Origin of the sequence: Advenella faeciporci (assembly GCF_014652395.1) — a bacterium.
Classification (GTDB): domain Bacteria; phylum Pseudomonadota; class Gammaproteobacteria; order Burkholderiales; family Burkholderiaceae_B; genus Advenella; species Advenella faeciporci.
Window position 1 is genome coordinate 62,052 of the sequence record NZ_BMYS01000016.1, and the last position, 23,650, is coordinate 85,701.

Consider the following 23,650-nt stretch of genomic DNA (forward strand, 5'->3'; position numbering starts at 1 on the left):
CATGGCGTTAATTTATGTGGAAAACAAAAAATGTCTGAATCTGAAGACAAGCGATCACACCCCCGGGAAATGAAGGACTCATCGGTGACAGATAACTCATCAGAGGTAAAACCACCGATCGTCAAAGAGCCGGTAATCAGTCAAAAAAAAGGGAAAAACATCTCATGGATATGGCTGGTTCCCTTTATTGCGGCCATTGTGGGCATCTCATTACTGGTCCGCGATTACATGGATCAGGGACCGGAAGCCAGCATCATATTCAAAACAGCTGAAGGGCTTGAGGTTGGAAAAACACAGGTTCGCTACAAGGATGTGGTGATCGGGCATGTGAATAAAATTGGTCTCACTCCGGACAGAAACGAAGTAGAGGTCAATGTCAGTCTTTCCAATGAAAGTGAATTTCTGATGCAGAAAGGAACCCGTTTCTGGGTGGTCAAGCCTCGCCTTGGCGTGAGTGGGGTCTCGGGACTGGGAACCTTGGTGTCAGGTTCATATATTGGTGTTGATGTACCTGATGACAAGACGGAAGAGCCGGTTTATACCGATGAGTTTATTGGCCTGGAGCACCCACCTGAGATTTCCAGCAATCGTCCTGGTAAAAAATTTGTGTTGAATGCTGTTAACCTGGGGTCTTTGGATATCGGTTCACCGGTCTATTATCGACGTATTCCAGTGGGGCAGGTCATCAATTACCAACTTGCCAAAGATGGGCATGCCGTTAACATACTTATTTTTATTGACTCTCCCTATGACCAGTTTGTCACTGAAAACAGCCGTTTCTGGAATGCCAGTGGCCTGGATTTTTCCTTGGGTGCCAACGGCCTGAATTTTAAAACCCAATCCGTGGTTTCGTTGTTAAGTGGTGGGGTTGCCTTTGCCGATCCCCCACTCAGACATGGACAACAAAGCAATCTGGCCCAGGCAAACTCTGTGTTTTTGCTGGAAGCCACCGAGCAACGGGCCATGTCTGATCCGTATGGGCAAGCCTATCCGGTTCGTATGAAATTCAGCAATTCGGTACGTGGTCTGCAGGCAGGGGCACCGCTTGACTTCAAAGGCATCAATTTGGGAGAGGTGCGGGCTATTAGTCTTGAGTATGATGCCAGGAGCAAGGAAAGTTTTGCGGTGGTGGATGCGATTGTTTATGAAAACCGGCTGGGTGTTGTGCTAAACAGCAAGGCATCGTCTGGTGACCGGGTTAAAGAAGTGGGCGTTGATGAAATAAAAGATTTTTTTGCCAGTGGTTTAAGGGGGCAATTGCGTTTTGCCAATATTTTTACCGGCCAACTGTATGTCGCGTTGGATCATTTTCCTGATGAGCCACCTTTGCCAGCGCCTGATTTGTCGCAAGACCCGTTCATCATTCCAACGGTAGGCGGCAGTTTTGATCAAATTCAGGATAACCTGAATCAGATTATCCGCAAGCTCAAGGATCTTCCCCTGGATTCAATGGGCCAATCACTGGACAGTGCCTTGCAAGGGGTAGCCAAACTGGTTGGCAGCCTGGACAGCAAAACCCTGCCTGAAATGAATAAAACCCTGCGTCAGGCAACCCGCTCACTGAACGGGGCTGATAAACTGGTTAACAGCCTGGATGATACCGTGAGTCAGGATGGTGCGTTAATGTCCGAGGTGCGTACCATGCTCAGGGAGCTGACGCGTACCATGAGCTCGTTTCGTGCAATCAGTGACTTTTTGCAGACAGAGCCCTCTTCGGTCATCAGGGGTAGGCAGAAAGATCAAATACCATTTATGGAATAGTTCAACATCAAACTTATGCAACAACATCTCGTTATTTTGAAAAGATTGGCCGGTTTACTGGGGACAGGGGCAGTGCTAAGTTTAATGGCTGGTTGCGCTTCGGCACCGGCCGTCAAATATTATTCATTGCAGCCGCAGACGCAGTCGGCGACCGTCATGGGCAATGCGCCATTCGGTGTGCAAATTTCCTCACCGCAAATTCCCGAGTCAGTCGACAGGCCCCAGCTGATGGTGCGCAATCCGGCCGAACCGCAGGTTATGTATGCGCTGAATGCTGCCCGTTGGGCAGGTTCGCTGTCTGATGAAATTGGTCAATCCCTGTCATTTTATCTGGCAGCCCGGCTGGGCGCCCTTAATGTGCAGAACTTGCCTGTTGTATCTGGCGTTTTGCCGGTCTGGGCCGTTCAAGTTAATGTGCAGCAGTTTGACCTGATGCCGGGCAATAGCGCAACGCTTGATGTAGTATGGACCCTTAAGCCGCCATCAGGCACCCGTGCCTCATGGATTTGTCAAACGCGGGTCAGTGTACCGGTTATGCAAAAAGATGCCGCTTCCGTGGTCAATGGACAGCAGCAGGCGATTCGATTGCTGGCCAATGAAATGGCCCAAAAAATCAATCCTGGTGTTGTGGCGGCCGATAAGATGGTGCAGGCTTCGGTGCAAACCCGCGCTTGTCGCCAGTCGTAAACCAGGGGTGCAAAAACCCCGCATAAAAGCAATTTGTAACACTTAGGATAATATTTGCAATGAAAAAGAAAATTCTATTCTCTGGAATTATGGCTGCATTTGCCTTTCAATCGGTCAGTCAGGCTGATGTCGTGGTGGGTGTGAATGTCTCGGCTACCGGTCCTGCTGCTGCCATTGGCATACAGTCTCAAAATGCCATGAATTTGTGGCCAGAGACACTGGGTGGAGAAAAAGCCAAATATATTATTCTTGATGATGGTACCGATGTGAGCAAGGCCGTCAGGAATGTGCGCAAGCTGACTGCGGAAGATAAAGTCGATATGATTATTGGCCCCAATACAACTGCGGCTACCTTGGCTTTGCTGGATGTCCTGAAAGAAACCCAAACCCCTTTGATTGCATTGGCTGCCTCCAGCTCTATTGTAGAGCCTGCTGATGATCCGGGCCGTCGCTGGGTGTTCAAAATGCCCCAGAATGATAGCTTAATGGCCGATGTCCTGATTGATGAAATGGTTAAAAAAGGGCATAAAACCGTTGGCTTTATCGGTTTTGCCGATTCTTATGGTGAGAACTGGTGGAAAGAGTTTACCTCGCGCCTGGATGGCCGGCTTGAGGTGGTTGCCCGTGAATCCTTTCAACGCACTGATTCATCAGTTGTTGGCCAGGCCCTGAAGCTGATTTCCGCCAAACCCGATGCCATTTTGGTGGCTGGTGCCGGCACTCCTGCTGTATTGCCCGAAAAAACCCTGAAAGACCGTGGTTACAAGAACCCGATTTACCAAACGCATGGTATTGGTACGCTTGAGTTTCTTCAGGTAGGTGGCAAGTCTGTTGAGGGAACACTGTTCCCAACCGGTCCGGGGGTAGTTGCCCGTGGCCTGCCAGACAGTAATCCGGTTAAGCAGGTCGCCATGGACTTTACCGAACGCTATGAGGCCAAATACGGCCCGAATACGGCAACCCAGTTTGCCGGTGATGCCTGGGGTGCCTGGATTGTGGCCGACAAGGCCGTGTCACGCGTTATTAAAAAGGGAATCAAGCCCGGAACCATTGAGTTCAGGAATGCCCTGCGTGATGAAATTGAAAACACCAGGGACCTGATTGTTCCTAATGGCGTGCTGAATATTTCACCTAGTGATCATCAGGGCTTTGATGCCCGTGCTGCCGTCATGGGCACCATTAAGGATGGAAAATTTGTATACGCCGGTGAGCAATAAACCGGGCTGTATGACGCACTGATAAAAATAGCATCAGGCTAATTATCAGTGAGTCATCTTTGTTGCCGGTCAGTTAATGGTGGCACCCGAGATTTTTACGATTTCCTTGTATTTCTCGTGTTCGGATTTTACAAAGTCGGCAAATTCCTGCGCAGTGCCGGGTTTGGTATCGGAACCCATGGTTTTCAGCTGCTTTTGTACGGCCGGGTCATTCATGGCATTGGCATAGGCTTTGTTCAGTTTTTTAATAACCGGTTCGGGGGTGCCGCCGGTGGCAAATACACCAAACCAGGTGCCAATATCAAAGTCTTTAATGCCGGACGCTTCCATGGTGGGGGTGTCTGGCAGAAAGGGGGTGGCGTCTTTGGTCGTGACGGCTAGTGCTTTTACCTGTCCTTCATTGATAAGTGGCAAAGAAGATGCCAGGTTGTCAAACATGAACTGGGTCTGGTTAGACAATAAAGACAGTTTTGCCGGATTGGCACCCCCATAAGGGACGTGGACCGCATCAATGCCTGTGCGGGCTTTCATGAGCTCACCGGCCAGGTGGCCGGCACTGCCGCTGCCACCAGAAGCATAATTAAGCTTGCCGGCATTGTTTTTGGCATAGTCAATCAAGTCTTGCAGGTTGTTGATATTGTTGGTTTCAGCAAAATCTTTATTGACGATTAAAACATTAGGTACCGATGAAACCATAATGACCGGCGCGAAGTCTTTGATGGGATCAAAAGTAATGTTTTTATATAGCCAGGGATTAATGGCCTGGATCGCAACGGCACCCATTACCAGTGTGTAGCCATCGGGTTGGGCCTTGGCCACTGAAGCGGCACCAATATTGCCACCGGCACCGGCTTTGTTTTCGACGATAACGGTTTGTTTGAGTTCTTGCTGCACTTTTTCACCCAAGAGGCGGGCGATGGTATCAAGCGGGCCGCCAGCAGCATAAGGAACCACAAAATTAATCGGCTTTTCGGGCCAGGCTGCTGCGGCATCCTGCGCCATTGCCATCGTGGAACCCAGGAGGCCAGAGGCCAGCAGGGCGCCAGCGCTTTTCAAAATCATTCTGCGTGTCAGTGTCATTATTATGTCCTTATAAAAAAATTAACGGCGGCCGGTACTGCCAAAACCGTCGGTACCGCGATCACTGTCTTCAAACTCATCGACAAGATTGAATTCTACTTGCTGTACGGGAACCACCACCAATTGGGCAATTCGTTCCATGGGGGATATGACAAAATCAGTCTGGCCGCGATTCCAGGTTGAAACCATGAGTTGTCCCTGATAGTCGGAGTCGATGAGGCCAACCAGATTACCAAGTACGATACCGTGTTTATGACCAAGGCCGGAGCGTGGCAAGATAACGGCAGCATAGTTGGGGTTTTTTATGAATATGGATAAACCGGTGGGAATCAAGGTGGTCTGGCCCGGTTTCAGTGTGATGGCTTCATCAAGACAGGCTCGCAGATCAAGGCCGGCCGATCCGCCGGTAGCATAGGCCGGCAATTGTGAGCGCATGCGCTCATCGAGGATTTTTAGGTCTATTTTCATTTTTTCCTATTTGATTTCGTAGAATTGAAAATTGATGCCATGAACCGGAGCACGGCAATGGCAACAATGATAATCAGGACAATTGCCCCTTGCCCGTCTGATTTAGCAATGATGGAGCCCAGAAATGCAATCAGAAAAATCAGGAAGAAAAATCTTCTGATGTTTTTATTGAAAGCTGAGGCAGTATAGGCTTGAGGCTTGGTAGTATCTGTTGGTTTTTCTTGTTGTGGCAAGGCATAAGGCGCAGGTTTTGCAGGGACTGCGGGTGTTAAACCTTCGTTACTGGTGAAGCTCTCGGGAAAGTCCTGTGTAAAATCATTGTTTGGGTTTTGCGCGGGGGAAGATAAGGATGACTGCTTTACAAGCTCATCAATATATGAAGCATAATCCCCGTTTTTGGGGCTTTCGTGGCTCTTCAGCATGACACATCCTTTACCTTGTTAGGGGCGGCTACCGGCCTTGATCCTTTCCTTTATTGGTTTTGTTTTTTACAGGTGGTTTTTTCATGAGCGAATAGATTAGCCAGACACCGGCAACCACTGACAATATGGTACCAATTAACAGAGTGCTTCCACCGCCTGCACCATGGGAATCTGAAATGGCTTCGGCACCTTTGGCACCCAGATACCCTGGCATGATCATGACAGGCATCCAGATGATGGCAGAGGTTACGTTGGCGATTTGAAACCGCAGATGCGACATGTTCATGATGCCTGCAACGGCAGGTATCGTGGAGCGGATCGGACCCATAAAGCGACCCAGAAAAACCGATAAGACACCATATTTATAAAAGAACAGCCTTGTTCGCGCAACCATTTTCCGGTGCTGGTTCAGGGGCCATTTACGGGTGATATCCATGCCAAACCAGCGTCCGATCCAGTAGGAAAGGGCATCACCCAGGATAGCGCCAGTTATGCCCCAGATAATGATGGGCCAGGGAGACAGTACATCTGAGCCGATTAAGGTGCCGGTTGCCAGCAAAATGGCGGTTGCCGGGATAGCCAGGCCAATAATAAGCATGGACTCGCCAAAGGTAAGCAAGGCAATAATGGGGCCTGCCCAGACCTGGTTGTCCTGGATGAAGGTAATGATCTGTTGAAGCAGGTGATCCATGGAAATATACCGGTTGATCCTGAAAAAGGGCTTTTATGCCGACAGTTTCAAGGCAATATGTTTAATCAATTGGCGTGAAGCGGCCAGTTTGGGCAGGGTGGGCAGTTGTTGATGACCGTTTTCCTCGAAAAGAACCATGGTAGTGGAATCGGCATCCATCACGTCTTGCGCCAGGTTACCAACCAGCAAGGGAATGTTTTTACGTTGTCGTTTGCTTTCGGCGTATTCCAGCAGGTTTTCCGTTTCTGCCGCAAAACCTACACACCATGGCCCATTATCAAGTGCGGCAACCGAGGCTAGAATATCCGGGTTGGGCGCAAATTTCAGGTCCATGCCTGCATTCCCGGTTTTCTTGATTTTGTTCTCCTGGAAGTTGCTAACGTGCCAGTCGGCAACCGCAGCGACCGAGATGAAAATATCGGCCTCATGGGCGTGTTGCATGACTTGGTCGTACATTTGTTTGGCTGTCGTGACCGATATACGCTGCACATCATAAGGGGCTTCAAGCGCGGTAGGGCCAGAAACCAGGATAACCTGTGCACCGGCTTCTCGTGCTGCACGGGCCATGGCATAACCCATTTTGCCAGATGAGCGGTTGGTGATCATGCGTACCGGGTCGATGGGCTCTGCCGTGGGGCCAGCAGTAATTAGCACGCGTTTGCCATGTAACAGCTTTTCCTGAAAAAACGCAATGGTTTCATTTACGATTTCATGGGGTTCAAGCATGCGTCCGCTGCCGGTTTCGCCGCAGGCCTGTGAGCCACTGCCTGGACCCCAAACGGTGGCGTTGTCTTGAAGCAGCTGCTGCAGGTTGCGCTGGGTTGCCGGATGCGCCCACATTTCCCGGTTCATGGCCGGAACCACGATCAGGGGACAATTGCCTTTGGCCAAACACAGGGTTGAAAGCAGGTCATCGGCCAGGCCATGACTGAGTTTTGCAATGAAATCGGCACTGGCCGGTACGATAATGATGGCATCAGCCTGGCGGCTTAAATTGATGTGCGCCATGCTGTTGGCCATACGGGCGTCCAGTGTCTCGGTATAAACCGGGTTTCCTGACAGGGCCTGAAAGGTGGTGGGCGTTACGAACTGCGTGGCGGCATCAGTCATGACCACGGTAATTGTGGCACCGTGATCCATGAGCCTGCGGGTAAGTTCTGCCGCCTTATAGCAGGCAATACCACCTGTAATACCCAATACGATGCGTTTGCCGGAAAGGTCTGGATTCATGCTTGCTCTTGTTTGGTACGACGAATACGAAGGATCTCATCAAGAATGAGGAAGACAGCCCCTATGGTAATACAAATGTCCGCCACATTGAAGGCTGGAAAATAGACGTTTCCCCAATAAAAAAGAAGAAAATCAATAACATGGCCATAGGCCATGCGATCGATGACATTGCCCAGCGCGCCGGCCATGATAAGTGTAAGCGAAAAACAGAAAAACGTTTGTGCTTTGTGCTTTTTTAGCAGATGCAGAATAAATCCGGTTGCACCCAGGCCCAGGACCAGGAAGAACCAGCGTTGCCAGCCGCTGCCATCGGCCAGCAGGCTAAAGGCAGCCCCCTGATTGTAAACCAGAATGAAATCAAAGAAAGGAAGTATGTTCAGCCTTTCCAGATAGTCAAAATTTTGTTCAAAATACAGTTTGCTGGCCTGGTCCAGGGCGATCAGGAAAAGGGCGCAGGCAACCCATATGCCATAGGCAACGGGTTGTTTGCCGTTATGCTGGTCAGGCATATTCACGCGCCTCGCCGTCGCCGTACAGGTTGTCAACGCAGCGTGAGCAAATGCCTGGATGTTCCGGGTGACTGCTGACATCTTTACGATAGTGCCAGCAACGCTCACATTTTTCATGCCCCGACGGTGCGATTTCAAAACGGAGTTCTCCGTTTGACGCATGTACGGTTGCGCGCGACACAATGAAAATGAAGCGCAGATCATCGCCCAGGCTTTGCAGCCAGGCCAGATCCGGTTCGCTTGCATAAATATCCACCTCGGCCTGCAGGGCCGAACCGATCTGGCCAGCACTTCGCAAGTCTTCAAGCTGTTTATTCAGCTCAGCCCTGATTTCAAGCAGGCGTGACCATTTTACGCTTAATGAATCACTGTCTGCAGGTACTGGAATATCATGGTATACCTCGGTAAAGATGGTAATGCCATTGGCCAGTTCGGTGTTTTTCAGGGTGGATTCGCGCAGAACCGCCCAGGCTTCTTCAGCCGTAAACGACAGGATGGGAGCCATTAGTTTAAGCAGGCTGAACGTAATGTGCAGCAGGGCGGTTTGTGCGGAACGACGCGCCAGGCTGTCTTTGCCGCTGGTGTATAAACGGTCTTTCAGGGTGTCCAGGTAAAATGCGCCCAGGTCTTCGGAACAGAAAATTTGCAACCTTGCCACGGCAGGGTGAAAGTTGAGTTCCTGGTAATGTGCCAGCACCTCGTCTTGCATGGATTTGGTAAGTGCCAGCGCATAGCGGTCGACCTCAAACATGTGCTCAAGGCTGACTTCATCTTTGGACGCGTCAAAATCATTCAGGTTGCCCAGCAGGAAGCACAGGGTATTGCGAATACGTCGGTAGCTTTCAACCACGCGCTTCAGGATCTGGTCAGAAATGGACAGTTCGCCTGAGTAGTCGGTGGCAGCGGTCCAGAGACGGATGATTTCAGCACCCAAAGAGTCGGAAACTTTTTGCGGGGCAATCACGTTGCCCACGGATTTACTCATTTTCCGGCCTTGCCCATCTACCACAAAACCATGGGTCAGCAAGCCCTTGTAGGGCGGTTGGCCAAACATCATGGAAGACGTTAGCAGGGAAGAGTGGAACCAGCCACGGTGCTGGTCTGAGCCTTCAAGATACAAGTCTGCGGGCCAGCGCAGGGTGTCTGCGTGGGAGCCATTGCAAACGTGGTCTTTGCCGCCCATGACCGTAAAATGCGTGGTGCCCGAATCAAACCAGACATCCAGGGTGTCACGGTTTTTTTCGTATTGACCGGCTTCTTCACCCAGCAGTTCTTTGGGGTCCAGCGATTGCCAGGCTTCAATGCCTTCTTTTTCAACCCGTTGGGCAACCTGTTCCAGCAACTCAACACTGCGTGGATGGAGTTCGCCGGTTTCCTTATGTACGAAGAAAGCCATGGGAACGCCCCACTGGCGCTGACGTGACAAGGTCCAGTCGGGACGGTTGGCAATCATGGCGTGCAGGCGTGCACGGCCCCAGGCCGGATAAAAACTGGTGGCTTCAACGCCAGCCAGGGCTTTTTCACGCAGGGTGGCAGAGCCATCGTTGGGCTGGCGGTCCATGCCGGCAAACCATTGGCTGGTAGCGCGGTAAATAACCGGCGTTTTATGGCGCCAGCAATGCATGTAACTGTGTTTCAGGGGCTCGACTTTAATCAGTGTGCCAGCCTGTTTCATGGTTTCCACGATTTTGGGGTTGGCGTCCCAAATGGAGAGGCCGCCAAACAGGGGCAGGCTGCTGGCATATTTGCCGTCGGCCATGACAGGGCTGATGATGGCGTCGTCTTTAACGCCATTGGCTTTGCATGAGTTGAAGTCATCAATACCATAAGCAGGGGCCGAATGAACAATACCGGTACCGGCATCAACGGTAACGTAGTCGCCCAGATAGATGGGAGACAGGCGGTCATAACCGGCATCTGCCTGGTACAGCGGGTGGTGGAAAGCGATGTGGTCAAGCGCAGCACCCGCACAGCTGGCTTCAATGGTGCCTTCCAGTTCCCATGCCTGAAGGCAGGCTTCTACGCGGTCTGTGGCCAGCAACAGCAACGGGCCTGTGGGCAGGGATGGGGTAACACGCACGAGCGAGTATTCCAGCTCGGGATGAATGTTAAGCGCCATGTTGGACGGAATGGTCCAGGGAGTGGTGGTCCAGATGACCACGGCGCCATCATCGATACGGTCAAGATTGAAGGCTTTGGCCAATTTGTCTTTTTCAGCAAACGGGAAGGCGACATCAATCGCGGGGTCTTTGCGATCCTGGTATTCAACCTCGGCTTCTGCCAGGGCGGAACCGCAGTCAAAACACCAGTTAACCGGTTTGAGTCCACGGAAAATATATCCTTTGTCCAGAATATCGGCCAGGGCACGGATTTCATTGGCCTCGTTGGCAAAATTCATGGTTAGATAGGGGTTGTCCCACTCACCCAGTACCCCCAGTCGTTTGAAGTCTTTACGCTGGCGGTCTATTTGCTCGTACGCATAGGCACGGGCTTTTGACTGCACTTCAGCCACAGGCAAGTGTTTGCCGAATTTTTTCTCGATCTGGATCTCGATGGGCATGCCGTGACAGTCCCAGCCCGGTACATAAGGGGCATCAAAGCCAGCCATGTTGCGGCTTTTAAGGATGATGTCCTTGAGGATTTTATTAACTGCGTGACCAATGTGAATGTCACCGTTTGCATACGGAGGGCCATCATGCAAAATAAACGTTGGCCGCCCTTTGCTGGCTTTGCGGATGGCTTCGTAAACTTTATTTTCTTCCCATTGTTTAACCCATTCAGGTTCGCGTTTAGGCAGGTTTCCACGCATAGGGAAAGATGTTTCGGGCAAATTTAAAGTGTTTTTATAGTCCATGGACAGCAAAATAGTTACGAGCGATGCGCTCATCGTTGCGGATGGCATCGATCATTGTGGGTAAATTGGGAAATTTTTCTTCATCCCGCACATAGTGCAGGAATGCGACAGTAATAAGTTTACCGTATGCAGATACGGTTTTATCCAGAATATGTACTTCGAGCAATACTTTGCCATCGGATTCTACGGTGGGGCGCACACCCAGGCTGGCAATGCCCGGGAGCATTTGCCCGTCAAGGCCCTTGACCGCAACCACATAAATACCCGAGCGCAAGGCACATCTTGGCATGGCGCGGATATTCAAGGTTGGGTAGCCAATAGTCCGGCCCAGTTTTTTTCCGTGAATGACATGGCCACTGATTTCGTAGGGGCGCCCAAGATAGCTGCTGGCGCGGTCAAGATTGCCAAAGGCAAGCACATTACGCAGCTCGGTGCTTGAATAGCGCTGGTTTTGCTCATCCAGCACATCTTCAAGCGTTTCCACCTCGAAACCGAAGTGTGAAGAAGCATCGCGTAAAAGGGCAATATCGCCACTGCGTTTTTTGCCAAAACGAAAATCAACCCCAACATAAAGCCATTGGGTCCTTAGCCGGTGCACCAGAATGTCTTCAATGAATTGTTCGGCCCCAAGTGTGGCGAATTGTTGGTTGAAGCGATTCAGGAAAACCTGTTCTATGCCGGCATTGGCCAGGGCGCAGACTTTATCTCGCAGCGATGAAATACGGGTTGGCGCCAGTTCGGGGCGTTGCTCAAGAAAGGCAAAGTATTCCCTGGGGTGTGGTAAAAATGTCATGACCGATGGGACCAGGTTTTTTTCGCTGGCTACCTGGACGACGCGCTCAAGCAGACGCTGGTGCCCCAAATGGACACCATCGAAGTTGCCGATGGTTAATGCGCTTTCCCGTTGTTGGGAAGCGGGGAAAGCATTACGATAAAGATTAATAGTATTTTTCACGAATAACAGTTTACAATTTTACGCTTCATTAAGAAGGAAGTTATGCTGTGACTGTTGTAAATCAATCACCCAAACGTTTTGTTTTGCTGATTTCGGGCCGTGGTTCGAATATGCAGGCCATTGTCAAAATGGCCAAAAACCGGCCTGGCATCCATGTGGCGGCGGTTATTTCCCACTCAAGGAACAGCAAAGGTCTTGAATGGGCCAAAGAGCAGGGTATAACTGTACACGAAATCCTGAACAAGGATTATGATTCGCGCGAATCATTCGATCAAGCCCTGCAGGCAATTATTGATACCCATCAGCCTGATTATGTCTTGCTGGCCGGCTTCATGCGTATTCTGACCGAAAAATTCGTGCGTCATTACCACGGGCGGCTTATTAATATTCATCCTTCCCTGTTGCCATCCTTTCCCGGACTGGACACGCACCAGCAGGCGCTGGACGCAGGCGTACTGCTGCATGGCTGCACCATTCATTTTGTAACACCGGTGTTGGATCATGGCCCCATTATTGCGCAGGCGGCCGTGCCCGTTCTTAAAACCGATACGGCCGATGAACTGGCGCAACGGGTGCTGGGCATAGAACACATAATGTTTCCGTCCGTAGTGGGTTATTTGGCAGAAGATATTGTAAAACTGGGCGATAATGGCAAAGTTATTTATAAACGTGAAGTGCCATCACTGTTCATGTTTTCAGAAAAAGGATAATTAAAATGGGATCAAGTGCCACCTCACGCAACCGGCAGGGTTCTGCCGGCAGAAGAAAAGGCCCTGAAAAACCGGTTGTTAAAGCGCCGGTTTATGCCATACGCATAGAACAGGTTAAAACCGTTTTTGCAGAAGTGCAAAAATGGAAATTTCCGGCAGATTCGGTATTGTCTGCATGGTTTCGCATGAATAAGTCGCTGGGCAGTCGTGACCGTGCCGAAGTGGCCGAGGCTGTGTTTGATATTCTGCGTAACCTGCGCAGATACCGGCAATTTGCCGAAAGTGGTGTAGGCTCATCATTGCAGCGCCTGGCCATTCTGGGTTTGTCTTCAACCCTGGGACACGACGCGATCCGGGCTGTGCTTTCCGATGAGGAAAATGCCTGGCTTGAGCATTTGCAAACCATTGACCTGAATGCATTGTCACCCGCTGTGCGGGGTAGTCTGCCCGATTGGTTGTACGAGCATTTCAGCAAGCTCGACAATGCAGACTCCCTGATCGCTGCGCTGAACGAAAAAGCGCCACTGGATTTGCGCGTTAACAGTTTTAAAACCGATCGTGACACTGTTTTGGCCGCTTTCAAGGATTCTCCGGCAGAGCAGTTCGAGCCACAACCCACGCCGTATTCGCCGTGGGGGATACGCCTGAATGGCAAGCCGGCGATTAACCGCTGGCCTTTGTTTGAAAACGGCTCTTTGGAAGTTCAGGATGAGGGCAGCCAAATACTTGGCATGCTGGTGAGCCCGCGCCGTGGTGAGATGGTGATTGATTTTTGTGCCGGGGCGGGGGGTAAAACCCTGTTGTTGGGTGCACTTATGCGTTCAACCGGTCGGCTTTACGCTTTTGACGTGTCTGCAGCCCGTTTGGCAAAAGCCAAGCCGCGGGTTGCCCGCAGCGGTCTTTCCAACGTGACGCCTGTGGTGATTGCCAATGAAAATGATGCCCGTGTGAAGCGTTTGGCCGGCAAAGCACACCGCGTGCTGGTAGATGCGCCTTGTACTGGCATGGGCACCTTGCGTCGCAACCCCGATCTTAAATGGCGCCAAGCGCCCAAGGATGTGGCCGAGCTGGCTGCCCTGCAGGCCAGTATTCTGGCCAGTGCCTCACGCTGTGTCGCCCCTGGGGGGCGCCTGGTTTATTCAACCTGCAGTGTTCTGCCTGAAGAAAACGAACAACAGGTTGAGCGTTTTCTGCAAAACCATCCAGACTTCACCTTGCTGCATGTGAACCAGGTGTTGGGTGACCGTTGCCCTAATCTGGTCATGGAGAATGAATACCTTCGCTTGCGTCCGGATGTTCACGGTACAGACGGCTTTTTTGCTGCAGTGCTGGAGCGCCGTAAAAAAGAGGAAGTTTCAGGCCCGGTCGAAGGCATGCCGGCAAACGACAACCGGTCATCGTAAATCATTCAGAATGGCGGGTTGTTCATTTTTCAGGATGAAAACCGGCCATTTGTTTTGCGTTGCATATCTAAACATGCAATAATAATTCATTAATCAAATCAATCTGTTATTAAGTAACTTAATGCTTTTGACAGGTTTTTTGGATTTATATTGTTTTCAGCAAGATGGTAATCTGTTGAAGCAAGTAAACAGGGTTGGAAAAGAACTTTATTTCTGCTTTTCATTCCAATCCTGAATACTTAAACAAACGTTTTTAGGAGACCTGATAAGGTTTATGGATAGCATTCTGAATTTTCTGGCGGGCGGCTTGTTGCAACTGTCCTGGTGGCAACTTGTTCTTGTGACACTGGTTCTTACTCATATCACCATTGTTGGGGTAACAATCTTCCTGCATCGCAGCCAAACTCATCGTGGTCTTGATCTTCACCCCATTGCCGCCCATTTTTTTCGCATGTGGTTATGGCTTACCACCGGTATGGTTACCAAGGAATGGGTTGCCATTCATCGCAAACACCATGCCAAATGTGAAAAAGAAGGTGATCCGCATTCACCCATTGTGTATGGCATAGAAAAAGTCTTGTGGAAAGGGGCGGAGCTGTATCGTGAAGAGTCTGCCAATGAGGAAACGCTTAAACGTTATGGTCACGGAACTCCCGATGACTGGCTGGAGCGTAATCTCTATACCCGCCATTCCGGCCTGGGTATTATTTTGACCCTGATTGTAGACGTGCTGCTGTTTGGTGCTGCCGGTTTAACGGTCTGGGCCGTGCAAATGGCCTGGATCCCGTTCTGGGCGGCTGGTGTGGTAAACGGTTTGGGGCATTATATTGGTTATCGTAATTTTTCCAGCCCTGACAGCAGTACAAACCTGTTCCCGATTGGGATTATTATCGGGGGCGAGGAGTTGCACAACAACCACCATGCTTATGGCACATCAGCCAAATTTTCCAGCAAGTGGTACGAGTTTGATATTGGCTGGCTGTATATCAAGCTAATGGGGTACGTTGGTTTGGCGAAGGTGCGTAAAGTCGCGCCCAAGTTAAAACTTGAACATAACTCCGCTCAGGTAACGGAAAAGACCCTGCAGGGTGTTATTACCCATCGTTATGAAATCATGACCCGCTATGCCGATTTGTTAAAACAGGCAGCCCAGGCAGAAATTGAACGCCTTAAAGGTGTCAAGGACAATCTCAGCATTCAACAGGCTGCGTTGCTGAAATCGGTTGCCGATCGCATTACCCAGGCAGAACAGTCCCTGAAGCCAACCGAGAAACAAGAGCTTGAGCACGCGCTGTCCCAGAACAAAGTCCTGGCTACCCTGGTTAACATGCGTGATGACCTTACCCGTGTTTGGGCAAGCTCTACGGCCAGCAGTGAACAATTGTTGCAAGACTTGCAGGCCTGGTGCCAGCAGGCTCAGCAAAGTGGCATACACAGTCTTGAGCAATTTGCATTGCGCCTGCGACGTTACGCGGCATGATCGATCAGCTCAACCCCGAACAGCGTACTGCGGTAACTTCATCAGCGCAGTACGCGCTGGTGCTGGCCGGAGCCGGAAGCGGTAAAACCAAGGTTCTTACCACGCGTATGGCCTGGCTTATTCAAACGGGTCAGGTTTCACCGTATGGTTTGCTGGCGGTAACCTTTACCAATAAAGCGGCCAAAGAAATGCTTGCCCGTTTAACGGGTATGTTGCCGATTGATGCCCGTGGCATGTGGATTGGCACTTTTCACGGGCTTTGCAATCGTCTTTTGCGGGCCCATTACCGTGACGCGGGCCTGCCCCAGGGTTTTCAAATCCTTGATACGGCAGATCAGCTGTCGGCCATCAAGCGGCTTATAAAAACCGCCAACATTGATGATGAAAAGTTTCCGGCCAAAGATGTCCAGCGTTTCATTAACGGCGCCAAAGAAAAAGGCGAGCGTCCTGAAACCATGGAAGTCTGGGACGCGCATCGCCAGCGGATGGTGGATATTTACCAGCTGTATCAGGAACAATGTCAGCGTGAGGGTGTTGTTGATTTTGCGGAACTGCTGTTGCGTGCCTACGAATTGCTAAGCAGAAACGCGCTGGTTCGCGAGCATTACCAGCGTCGCTTCAGGCATATTCTGGTAGATGAATTCCAGGATACCAATGACTTGCAGTACAAATGGCTGTGTCTGCTGGCCGGTCAGGATGCCTGCCTGTTTGCCGTCGGTGATGACGACCAGTCCATTTATGCGTTTCGTGGTGCCAATGTAGGCAATATGGCAGCCTTTGAGCGTGATTACGCCAAGGGCAACATTGTTCGCCTGGAGCAAAACTATCGTTCTTATGGCAATATCCTTGATGCGGCCAATGCTCTTATCGAGCATAATAATGACCGAATGGGTAAAAACCTGTGGACCGATCGCGGTGCCGGTGAACCCTTGCGTATCATAGAGCAACCCACCGACTTGCAAGAATCGCAATGGCTGATGGAAGAGATTAAGGCGCTACTTAACGATGGGCGTGCAAGGCGTGATATCGCCATCCTGTATCGCAGCAATGCACAGTCACGCACCATAGAACATGCCCTGTTTTCAGCCCGGATTCCCTATAAGGTTTATGGTGGCCTGCGCTTTTTTGAGCGTCAGGAAATCAAGCATGTACTGGCCTATCTGCGTCTGGTTTCCAATTTGGGTGATGATACCTCTTTCATGCGGGTGGTTAACTTTCCCACGCGGGGAATTGGTGCCCGAACCCTTGAGAACCTGACTGATGCATCGCGTCAAATTGGTTGCAGCATGGCACATGCAATTGGTGCGGTTTCAGGAAAGGGGGGAAGCAATCTTGCTTCGTTTGTGCAGCTTATAAAGCAAATGGCAGAAGTGGCGCAAACGGTTACCTTGCCCGAACTGGTACAGCATGTTATTGAAATCTCTGGCTTAAAACAGTATTACGAACAAGAGCGTGAGGGCGCGGAGCGCCTGGAAAACTTAAGTGAGCTGGTTAATGCGGCAACCGTGTTTGCTCTTGAAGAAAACTTTGAGGGTATGCCAGCTGGCAAGGCGGTAGAACCTCCTGTTCCCGTTGATCCGGATATCATGTTCCAGGAAGCCATTTCTCCGCTGGCTGCGTTTTTGTCTCATGCTTCACTGGAAGCGGGCGATAATCAGGCCAAAGCCGGAGAGGATGCCATTCAGCTTATGACAATTCATGCCGCCAAAGGCCTTGAATTTGATGTGGTGTTTATTACCGGCGTCGAAGAAGGCCTGTTTCCTCATGAAAACAGCCTGATGGCTGATGGTGGTCTTGAGGAAGAACGTCGTCTTATGTATGTGGCCATCACCCGTGCCCGGGAGCGTCTGTATATCAGCATGGCACAAAGCCGTATGCTGCATGGACAAACCCGGTACTCCATTCGCTCGCGCTTTCTGGATGAGCTCCCTGAGGCCTGTATTAAATGGTTGACGCCCAAGGTTGCCACCTACGGTGCAAGCCAGAATGGCTGGGGAAGCGGGCAATCCCGTCAGCGCGATGCTTTTGCTCGTCAGGAAAGCGGAAACCTGTCACCACGTGTGCCGCGTACTGTAAGCAGTGGGGTGCAAGTTGGGTTGCAGCAATTCAAAGTTGGCCAAGGTGTGCGTCATGCCAGGTTTGGTGATGGAACCATTATTAATTTAAGTGGTCAAGGTAACGATGCCCAGGCACAAATCATTTTTCAGAATGCAGGTGCCAAAACCCTTGCATTGGGTATTGCCAAGCTGGAAATTATTGCCTGATCTGTATGCCAATTCAAGGGGGCTTTAAGAGCCCCCAATGAAATGAGGTGGAAAATGAAGAGAACACTGTTGCTATCGTGCTGTTTGTTAGGGCTTTTGTCCGGTTGTGCTTCTGGGTCGGGAAACACCTCCTTAAGTGGCTCTAAAGTAGAGATGTACGGCATTATGGATGTTGGGGTAGGCTATTCCAGCCAAAAAACAACATTTTCCAAATAAACGCTTGGATTTTTGGTTTTATACCACTGGGTGTTGACATAATTATTGTTGATGCATATAATTATATTCTTTCCTGAAGGCGGTTAGCTCAGTTGGTTAGAGCGCTACGTTGACATCGTAGAGGTCGCTGGTTCGAATCCAGTACTGCCTACCAGTAAAACATCACACAGATGCCCAGGAAACCCCATTAAACCCGCATGAATAAACGTTCTGCGGGTTTTTTGTTGCCATAAAATGCTGTCCCATACCAAGGCTTACCAGAAAAAAATAAGGGTAAGCAAAATGGCACGTGTGACTGCCCCTCTGACTGACCTTGCATGCAAGAAATCACAGTATCGCCAGCGTACTGCAGGACTGCGAACCAATGCGCTTGTCTGTGTAGGGGCGGCAATTTTCGTTGATATGGCCTTCCGGATTGGAGGCCCCGATGGCACTATTAGAGTCGTTGCTTACGTAGTCTCGGGGCATTCTGTTCAGCTCTGGCGTTATTCATATAAAATTGCAAAACGTATTGCTTTTAAAAGTAAGGAAAATGTTTATGCGGTTATTTTATCAAGCTGCTTCAATAGGTATGTGTGCCGCGCTTTTGTCCGGATGCTTTTCGGCAAGTCCGGTTGCCTCAAGTCGCGTCAGTAAATGCGGGTGGTGGGGTAATTGTGCTTATGAAGGATCATACGAACCCGGAGAGGAAGCGTTTGCAGAACGCGAGGCGGCACGGCTAAACCGGGCCCAATCAGTAAGAATGAGGGGCGGTTGATGAGAGTGATTGTGCCATCTGGAAGAAAGGGCTTGCAAATTGCTTGCAAGCCCTTTCTTGTTGGTAACCCTATTGTTAACTAGTAAGCGCTAACAAGCCGGTTCAATAAGTTGCCCGGTGCCGTGCTGGTTTTGCGTGACTCCACCAGCAGGGCTGCTTGAATCCAGCGTTCTTCAGGAAAGGTTTCAGCCACTTTGGCACTGCTGAATCCACAGGTAATCATTGATGAAAACTGGTCAGGCAACACATGTCCGCCAGCGCGTATATCACCTTTAAAACGGTAGCGTTCGCGAATAAGTTTGGCCTGCGTGAAGCCCCGGCCATCCCTGAATTTCGGGAAGTCAATCAGAACCAGTTCCGCGTCAGGCAAAAGCCTGGCAATGTCTGCAACATTGTTGTCGGGGCTTAACCAGATTCCTTTGCGAACCGGCAGGGTTTCAATTTCAGCCCATCGCTCAAGCGCAATCACAAGGTTACCATTGGCGGGAATGGTATCTTCGGATCCGATATATTGCCATTGATCCTGTATGTATTGTCCAGACTTATTTACCAGCAACATTAAGTGCCTCCTTGAAGGGTGCAGCACCAATACGATGATAGGTCTGCAGGAAAGTTTCAGCGTTGGTGCGTTCACGTAGATAAATATTCATGATTTCTTCTATCACCACGGGAACGTCCTCAAAAGTGACGGAGGAACCCAGGATCTTGCCAACCACGGCGTTCTCATCGGCAGAACCGCCAAGTGTGATTTGATAAAATTCCTGGCCGTTCTTATCCACCCCCAGAATACCGATGTTGGCAATATGGTGGTGGGCGCACGCGTTGATGCAACCCGAAATATTAAGAGTGAGTTTGCCCAGGTCATGTTCAATTTTCTTTTTATGAATCATGACTGCAATTTCCTGGGCAACCGGAATAGAGCGGGCATTGGCCAGGCTGCAGTAATCCATGCCAGGGCAGGCAATCATGTCGGTGACAAGGCCGATGTTGTCGGTTGCCAGATTGGCGTTGACCAGTGTCTGCCATACATCAAAAAGATCTTCTTTTTTCACGTGTGGCAGAACCAGGTTCTGTTCATGTGTCACCCTGATTTCATTCATGGAATATTGCTCAGCCAGTCTGGCAACCAGGTCCATTTCATCGGCAGTAAGATCGCCGGGGATGCCGCCTTGCGGTTTCAGGGAAATAACCGCGCTGATATAAGCGGCTTGCTTGTGCTGATAGGTGTTTTGTTTAACCCAGCGGGCAAAGGCCGGGTTGTTGGCAAGCGCAGCTTCAAATGCAGGAAACTGGCCGCTATCCGTCTCAAAGGCAGGGGTCACAAAGCGGGCATTGAAATGCTCCACCAGTTCGTTGCTGACCAGCGGTCGGTCATCGGGCAACGCGTTAAATTCTTCTTCTATCATGCGGATAAAATTTTCTGGTTTCAGTTCACGAACCAGAATCTTGATGCGTGCCTTATACAGATTGTCACGACGTCCCAGCGCATTGTAAACACGTACAATCGCTTCTACGTATTTGAGCAAATCCTGTTGTGGCAACCAGGCCCTTACTTTGGTGGCTACAATCGGCGTTCTGCCCAAGCCGCCACCGGCATGGACTTCGAAGCCGGTTTCACCGGCATCGTTCTTAAGGACACGCAGGCCAATATCATGAAAGCGGATGGCAGCCCGGTCGTTGGCGCTGCCGGTAATGGCAATCTTGAATTTGCGGGGCAGATACGTGAATTCAGGGTGGTCGGTAGACCACTGACGCAGGATCTCCGCATACACACGCGGATCAAGATCTTCGTCAAAAGCCGCGCCGGCAAACTGGTCGGTGGTGACGTTACGGATGCAATTGCCGCTGGTCTGTATGGCATGCAGGTCGACATCGGCAAGTGCAGATAAGGCATCAGCAGCCTGATCTAATCGTATCCAGTTGAATTGGATGTTCTGGCGGGTGGTGAAATGGCCATAACCCTTGTCATAGGTGCGTGCCACGTAGGCCAGCTGTTTTAACTGTTCTGCGCTAAGGGTGCCATAAGGAATGGCCACCCTGAGCATATAGGCATGCAACTGCAAATACAGGCCATTCATCAGGCGGTATGTCTTGAACTCGTCTTCGGTGAGTTCACCGCTTAAGCGGCGTTGAACCTGTTCGCCAAAAAAATGCGCGCGGTTTTTCAGAAAGGCATGCTCATCGTCATCATATTGGTAAATGCCTGCCTTGCTGTTGGCCTGACGCGGCTGCAGGGTCTTGCCGAAGGCAGGGTTGCCGTTTTCACCATTTCCGGACTGTTTGCCCAGATCGGGGCGTACTGAAGGCCCTTTACTGCGGATTCGTTCTTTGTAATCACAGGGTACCGGGGTGTCGTTTTCGCGGGTGGCCGGTAATTCCTGAACGCCAACAATAAAATTACGATCACTGGCCTGTTGTGCGGTATCCCGGGCAGCTTCAATGTTTTCCTGATCGAATAAAGAGACTGAATGCAGCTCCTGCACCCATTCATTGTTTTCTCCCAGCCAGACGACAATCCCGTCATGCAGGCGATTTGCCGAGAAAAGTGTCAATTCAGCCGTATTGCTCATTCATAAACTCCCTGAGCACTACATATTATTGCAATACCCATATTCATCATAAAAAACCACGGGAAGATGTTCTGTTTTCGTTTATGTTCAAGGGGTAAAGGAAAACAGGGGGCATCCGCCCGGTCGTTGCAAGGTGTGATGAACTTTAATGTTATAAGTCGCAGTTATATGTAAATAATTGCCATGCATATAATTAAAATTCATACAATCCAATAAAGGATAAAAATTTTATTTATACTCTATACATTTTTTATGACTTTCTCTACTGTCTTTATATAAAAATAATTCATAAAGAAAGACTTGTTTGCTATAAATAAGCATTAATAGGCTTTGCAGCAGGGAAAATGTCACACCAAATAAAGATTTGGCTATATTCAGGGTTGAAGACTGTTGTTTTTCCTGCTGCAAATGCCCATGTGCACGGCTCTGTGGGTTAGTTTAATGAATGGGCCAGGAGATAATTGCTGTTAATTAATCACCAGTTTGACCGTTGAGGGAGCAATGTTAACGTTATTCAGGGCATCATCAAGCAGTTCCTCGGGTGTTTTGGGTGATCCCGGGGTTTGATCGGCTGTATCAATGTCCAGTTTTTTAACCAATAATTTTTTAATCTCAATAATATTTTCCGGGACTGGATCATAGGGATCCAGATTAAGTTTTTCTGTGATGCCGTCCATGTTTTCGTAAGAAATATAGCGTGTCATATCGTATCTCATTTAAAGTGTGAAATTTGCCATGCATCTGGTAGGTTAATAAGGAATGCATATTAAGTGTTACCAGCTTAACATTATAACCGGGTGTATTTGTTACACTTCAGTGGCTTTGGTGACCTGATAGTGTTGGCGGTAAAATTCCCACTCTTCAATTTCCGTCCCGTCGGAAAATTGACAGATTCCGTATTGGCCATTTTTTCCTTGCTTGATGATTATCTTGCCACCTTTTTGCTGGCACAGCATTGAAGCAGGATTGGCCATTTCAACAGGAGCGATAGAGGTACACTGCTGAAAGCAGCAGTACACCCAAAACAAGATACCGTGTAATTTTCATGAGGAGATTCCTATTAATACAAGTAACCAAAACAGTATGATCAATACTGTAAAGATTCACAATAACTGCATAAGCGTGTTGTGTGTTAATGATAAATTATTCAGCAAGATGGAATCTGAAAATGATTGATGGATTGATTGCCGGCAAAATATTTGGGCAACCCAAGCAGGGTCAGGGTAAAAATGGCTCTTACGTAACGGCCAAGGTAAGGGCGGCCACCGAACAAGACACAATATTTGTAAATGTTATTTGTTTTAACCAGCAAGCCTGCTCCCAGTTGCTGGCCTTGCAGGATGGGGACAGCGTTTCGGTGGCTGGTTCGTTAACACCTCGGGTATGGGATTCCCAGGATGGTCCCAGGCCTGTTCTGGATATGGTTGCCCATGCAGTCCTGTCGGTTTATCACATAAAAAAGAAGCGGGATGAAGTTCAGGGCATCAGAAATCATGGAAGGCAGGAAGATTTCAATGATGATGTTGACGGTGAGTAAGTGAGTGACATGACATCTTTCTTCAGGATAAAGAAAGATGTCATGTTCCGGGCGTAAGATACGTGCTTTAATGAATAAGTCTTTGCTGTTTGAGAGGCTCTTTTAGATTAATTAAAAAGGAGAAATCAATGGCAGTAACCTTTTTTTTGGCGTTTGAGCTATGTAGTGGCAACGCGGAAAAGCATTTGGCCCTGTACGATGAGCTTGATCGCCTGGGGGCCCAGCGGGCCTTGAGGTCATTTTGGTGGGTGAAACTGGAAGATTTTACCAGTACCACTTTCAGAACCTACATCAAGCAATTTTTAGATGAACAGGATCGCGTCTTCATCATTAAAAATGGTGGTTGGGCGGCATTCCGGCCTGAAACAAATCCGTTGGATAATTAATGAAACCTGCTGTGCCCATTTAGGCATGCCTTACAGGCAGTTATGCAATTTTTACCAAGCTGTCTTCGGGCGGTATTTGATTGGATTCAAAAATACCAATTTCCAGAAACTCCATTAGCTGGTTGGTGAGCAGGTTGGGCACCCAGGAGGTGGTGGCTTTGTTCCATGTGGGTTTATTAAGATATGCATACAAGGTGCCATCTTTATCAATGGCCAGATACTTGTAGCCTTCAGGAATATTTATCTTGAAATTAAAATATTTGATGATATTTTCTTTGGGTATGAATGTCATTTTTGCCTTGGGAGTTATCTTGTGCATCAATGAGGAGGGTGTAAATAATTCTGTGTAACCGTCTGGGTTATATATAATCGCTGATGCGATCCTCAAACTCGATAATAAACCGATTCAGTGCAAGCTTCCAGTTGCGAATGGGCATGGTCCATTTTTTGGAC

Annotated in this window: 22 protein-coding genes, 1 tRNA gene and 1 pseudogene; 11 read left to right on the top strand and 13 right to left on the bottom strand. The window is 49.5% G+C overall.

The features are described 5' to 3' along the window. The first annotated feature begins 30 nt into the window (after window positions 1-30). Genes IE074_RS11065 through IE074_RS11075 form a run of 3 tightly spaced genes read left to right on the top strand, consistent with a single transcriptional unit; the run spans window position 31 to window position 3,665 of the window. On the top strand, window positions 31-1,761 hold the full coding sequence (locus IE074_RS11065) for a PqiB family protein (RefSeq protein WP_189385521.1): 1,731 nt from the start codon (window positions 31-33) through the stop codon (window positions 1,759-1,761). A gap of 15 nt (window positions 1,762-1,776) precedes the next feature. Continuing rightward, complete coding sequence (locus IE074_RS11070; RefSeq protein WP_189385522.1) at window positions 1,777-2,448, top strand: PqiC family protein; 672 nt, start codon at window positions 1,777-1,779, stop codon at window positions 2,446-2,448. Between the two features lie 59 nt (window positions 2,449-2,507). After that, window positions 2,508-3,665: an ABC transporter substrate-binding protein gene (locus IE074_RS11075; protein ID WP_189385523.1), complete on the top strand. Its 1,158-nt coding sequence runs from the start codon at window positions 2,508-2,510 to the stop codon at window positions 3,663-3,665. 69 nt (window positions 3,666-3,734) lie between these two features. On the opposite strand, the gene IE074_RS11080 is transcribed toward IE074_RS11075, so the two are convergent. From IE074_RS11080 to IE074_RS11115, 8 genes are read right to left on the bottom strand one after another with little or no spacing between them, the layout of a single operon-like run. Next, window positions 3,735-4,745 carry a Bug family tripartite tricarboxylate transporter substrate binding protein gene (locus tag IE074_RS11080; RefSeq protein ID WP_189385524.1) on the bottom strand — a complete coding sequence of 337 codons (1,011 nt, stop codon included), beginning with the start codon at window positions 4,743-4,745 and terminating at the stop codon, window positions 3,735-3,737. Window positions 4,746-4,766: 21 nt separating this feature from the next. Further along, window positions 4,767-5,213, bottom strand: a complete 447-nt coding sequence (gene dut, locus IE074_RS11085; protein WP_189385525.1) for a dUTP diphosphatase — start codon at window positions 5,211-5,213, stop codon at window positions 4,767-4,769. Continuing rightward, window positions 5,210-5,635 (bottom strand): hypothetical protein, encoded by a 426-nt coding sequence (locus IE074_RS11090; protein ID WP_189385526.1) that lies wholly within the window; start codon window positions 5,633-5,635, stop codon window positions 5,210-5,212. Before IE074_RS11090 ends, dut begins: the two co-directional genes overlap by 4 nt. A gap of 28 nt (window positions 5,636-5,663) precedes the next feature. Beyond that, a complete protein-coding gene (locus IE074_RS11095) occupies window positions 5,664-6,326 on the bottom strand; it encodes a DedA family protein (protein ID WP_189385527.1) in 663 nt (220 codons plus the stop codon). 33 nt (window positions 6,327-6,359) lie between these two features. Continuing rightward, window positions 6,360-7,556, bottom strand: coding sequence for a bifunctional phosphopantothenoylcysteine decarboxylase/phosphopantothenate--cysteine ligase CoaBC (gene coaBC, locus IE074_RS11100; protein ID WP_189385528.1), 1,197 nt, complete (start codon window positions 7,554-7,556; stop codon window positions 6,360-6,362). After that, window positions 7,553-8,065 (bottom strand): signal peptidase II, encoded by a 513-nt coding sequence (gene lspA / locus IE074_RS11105; protein WP_189385529.1) that lies wholly within the window; start codon window positions 8,063-8,065, stop codon window positions 7,553-7,555. Before lspA ends, coaBC begins: the two co-directional genes overlap by 4 nt. Next, window positions 8,058-10,919: an isoleucine--tRNA ligase gene (gene ileS / locus IE074_RS11110; protein WP_189385544.1), complete on the bottom strand. Its 2,862-nt coding sequence runs from the start codon at window positions 10,917-10,919 to the stop codon at window positions 8,058-8,060. The genes lspA and ileS overlap by 8 nt, the downstream gene beginning before the upstream one ends. After that, complete coding sequence (locus tag IE074_RS11115; protein WP_189385530.1) at window positions 10,909-11,874, bottom strand: bifunctional riboflavin kinase/FAD synthetase; 966 nt, start codon at window positions 11,872-11,874, stop codon at window positions 10,909-10,911. The genes ileS and IE074_RS11115 overlap by 11 nt, the downstream gene beginning before the upstream one ends. 47 nt (window positions 11,875-11,921) lie before the next feature. On the opposite strand from IE074_RS11115, the gene purN reads away from it, so the two are divergent. From purN to IE074_RS14900, 6 genes and pseudogenes are all read left to right on the top strand, one after another. Continuing rightward, window positions 11,922-12,584 (top strand): phosphoribosylglycinamide formyltransferase, encoded by a 663-nt coding sequence (purN, locus tag IE074_RS11120; protein WP_189385531.1) that lies wholly within the window; start codon window positions 11,922-11,924, stop codon window positions 12,582-12,584. A gap of 5 nt (window positions 12,585-12,589) precedes the next feature. Beyond that, window positions 12,590-13,987 carry an RsmB/NOP family class I SAM-dependent RNA methyltransferase gene (locus IE074_RS11125; protein WP_189385532.1) on the top strand — a complete coding sequence of 466 codons (1,398 nt, stop codon included), beginning with the start codon at window positions 12,590-12,592 and terminating at the stop codon, window positions 13,985-13,987. A gap of 274 nt (window positions 13,988-14,261) precedes the next feature. Further along, window positions 14,262-15,467: a DesA family fatty acid desaturase gene (locus IE074_RS11130; RefSeq protein ID WP_189385533.1), complete on the top strand. Its 1,206-nt coding sequence runs from the start codon at window positions 14,262-14,264 to the stop codon at window positions 15,465-15,467. Then, a complete protein-coding gene (locus tag IE074_RS11135; protein WP_189385534.1) occupies window positions 15,464-17,731 on the top strand; it encodes a UvrD-helicase domain-containing protein in 2,268 nt (755 codons plus the stop codon). The genes IE074_RS11130 and IE074_RS11135 overlap by 4 nt, the downstream gene beginning before the upstream one ends. Before the next feature lie 293 nt (window positions 17,732-18,024). Continuing rightward, a tRNA-Val gene (locus tag IE074_RS11140) sits at window positions 18,025-18,101 on the top strand. Between the two features lie 176 nt (window positions 18,102-18,277). Further along, window positions 18,278-18,412, top strand: a pseudogene (locus tag IE074_RS14900) (MgtC/SapB family protein); the annotation flags it as partial. 371 nt (window positions 18,413-18,783) lie between these two features. Here the strand turns inward: IE074_RS14900 and IE074_RS11150 are convergent. The 4 genes from IE074_RS11150 to IE074_RS11165 all read right to left on the bottom strand — a co-directional run bounded on the left by IE074_RS11150 (window position 18,784) and on the right by IE074_RS11165 (window position 22,248). Continuing rightward, window positions 18,784-19,263: a DUF934 domain-containing protein gene (locus IE074_RS11150; RefSeq protein ID WP_189385535.1), complete on the bottom strand. Its 480-nt coding sequence runs from the start codon at window positions 19,261-19,263 to the stop codon at window positions 18,784-18,786. Continuing rightward, the gene (locus IE074_RS11155) at window positions 19,247-21,274 is read right to left on the bottom strand and encodes a DUF2849 domain-containing protein (RefSeq protein ID WP_189385536.1); all 2,028 of its coding nucleotides are present in this window, start codon (window positions 21,272-21,274) and stop codon (window positions 19,247-19,249) included. Before IE074_RS11155 ends, IE074_RS11150 begins: the two co-directional genes overlap by 17 nt. Before the next feature lie 467 nt (window positions 21,275-21,741). After that, the gene (locus IE074_RS11160) at window positions 21,742-21,978 is read right to left on the bottom strand and encodes a hypothetical protein (RefSeq protein WP_189385537.1); all 237 of its coding nucleotides are present in this window, start codon (window positions 21,976-21,978) and stop codon (window positions 21,742-21,744) included. Window positions 21,979-22,080: 102 nt separating this feature from the next. Then, window positions 22,081-22,248: a putative hemolysin gene (locus IE074_RS11165; protein ID WP_189385538.1), complete on the bottom strand. Its 168-nt coding sequence runs from the start codon at window positions 22,246-22,248 to the stop codon at window positions 22,081-22,083. Between the two features lie 194 nt (window positions 22,249-22,442). Here IE074_RS11165 and IE074_RS11170 point away from each other — a divergent pair, with 194 nt between their 5' ends. Both IE074_RS11170 and IE074_RS11175 read left to right on the top strand, forming a co-directional pair. Beyond that, complete coding sequence (locus tag IE074_RS11170) at window positions 22,443-22,811, top strand: single stranded DNA-binding domain-containing protein (protein ID WP_189385539.1); 369 nt, start codon at window positions 22,443-22,445, stop codon at window positions 22,809-22,811. A 128-nt stretch (window positions 22,812-22,939) separates the two neighbouring features. Next, window positions 22,940-23,197 (top strand): hypothetical protein, encoded by a 258-nt coding sequence (locus tag IE074_RS11175; RefSeq protein WP_189385540.1) that lies wholly within the window; start codon window positions 22,940-22,942, stop codon window positions 23,195-23,197. 40 nt (window positions 23,198-23,237) lie between these two features. Here the strand turns inward: IE074_RS11175 and IE074_RS11180 are convergent, their stop codons facing one another. Beyond that, window positions 23,238-23,489 (bottom strand): hypothetical protein, encoded by a 252-nt coding sequence (locus IE074_RS11180; protein WP_189385541.1) that lies wholly within the window; start codon window positions 23,487-23,489, stop codon window positions 23,238-23,240. Between the last annotated feature and the right edge of the window lie 161 nt (window positions 23,490-23,650).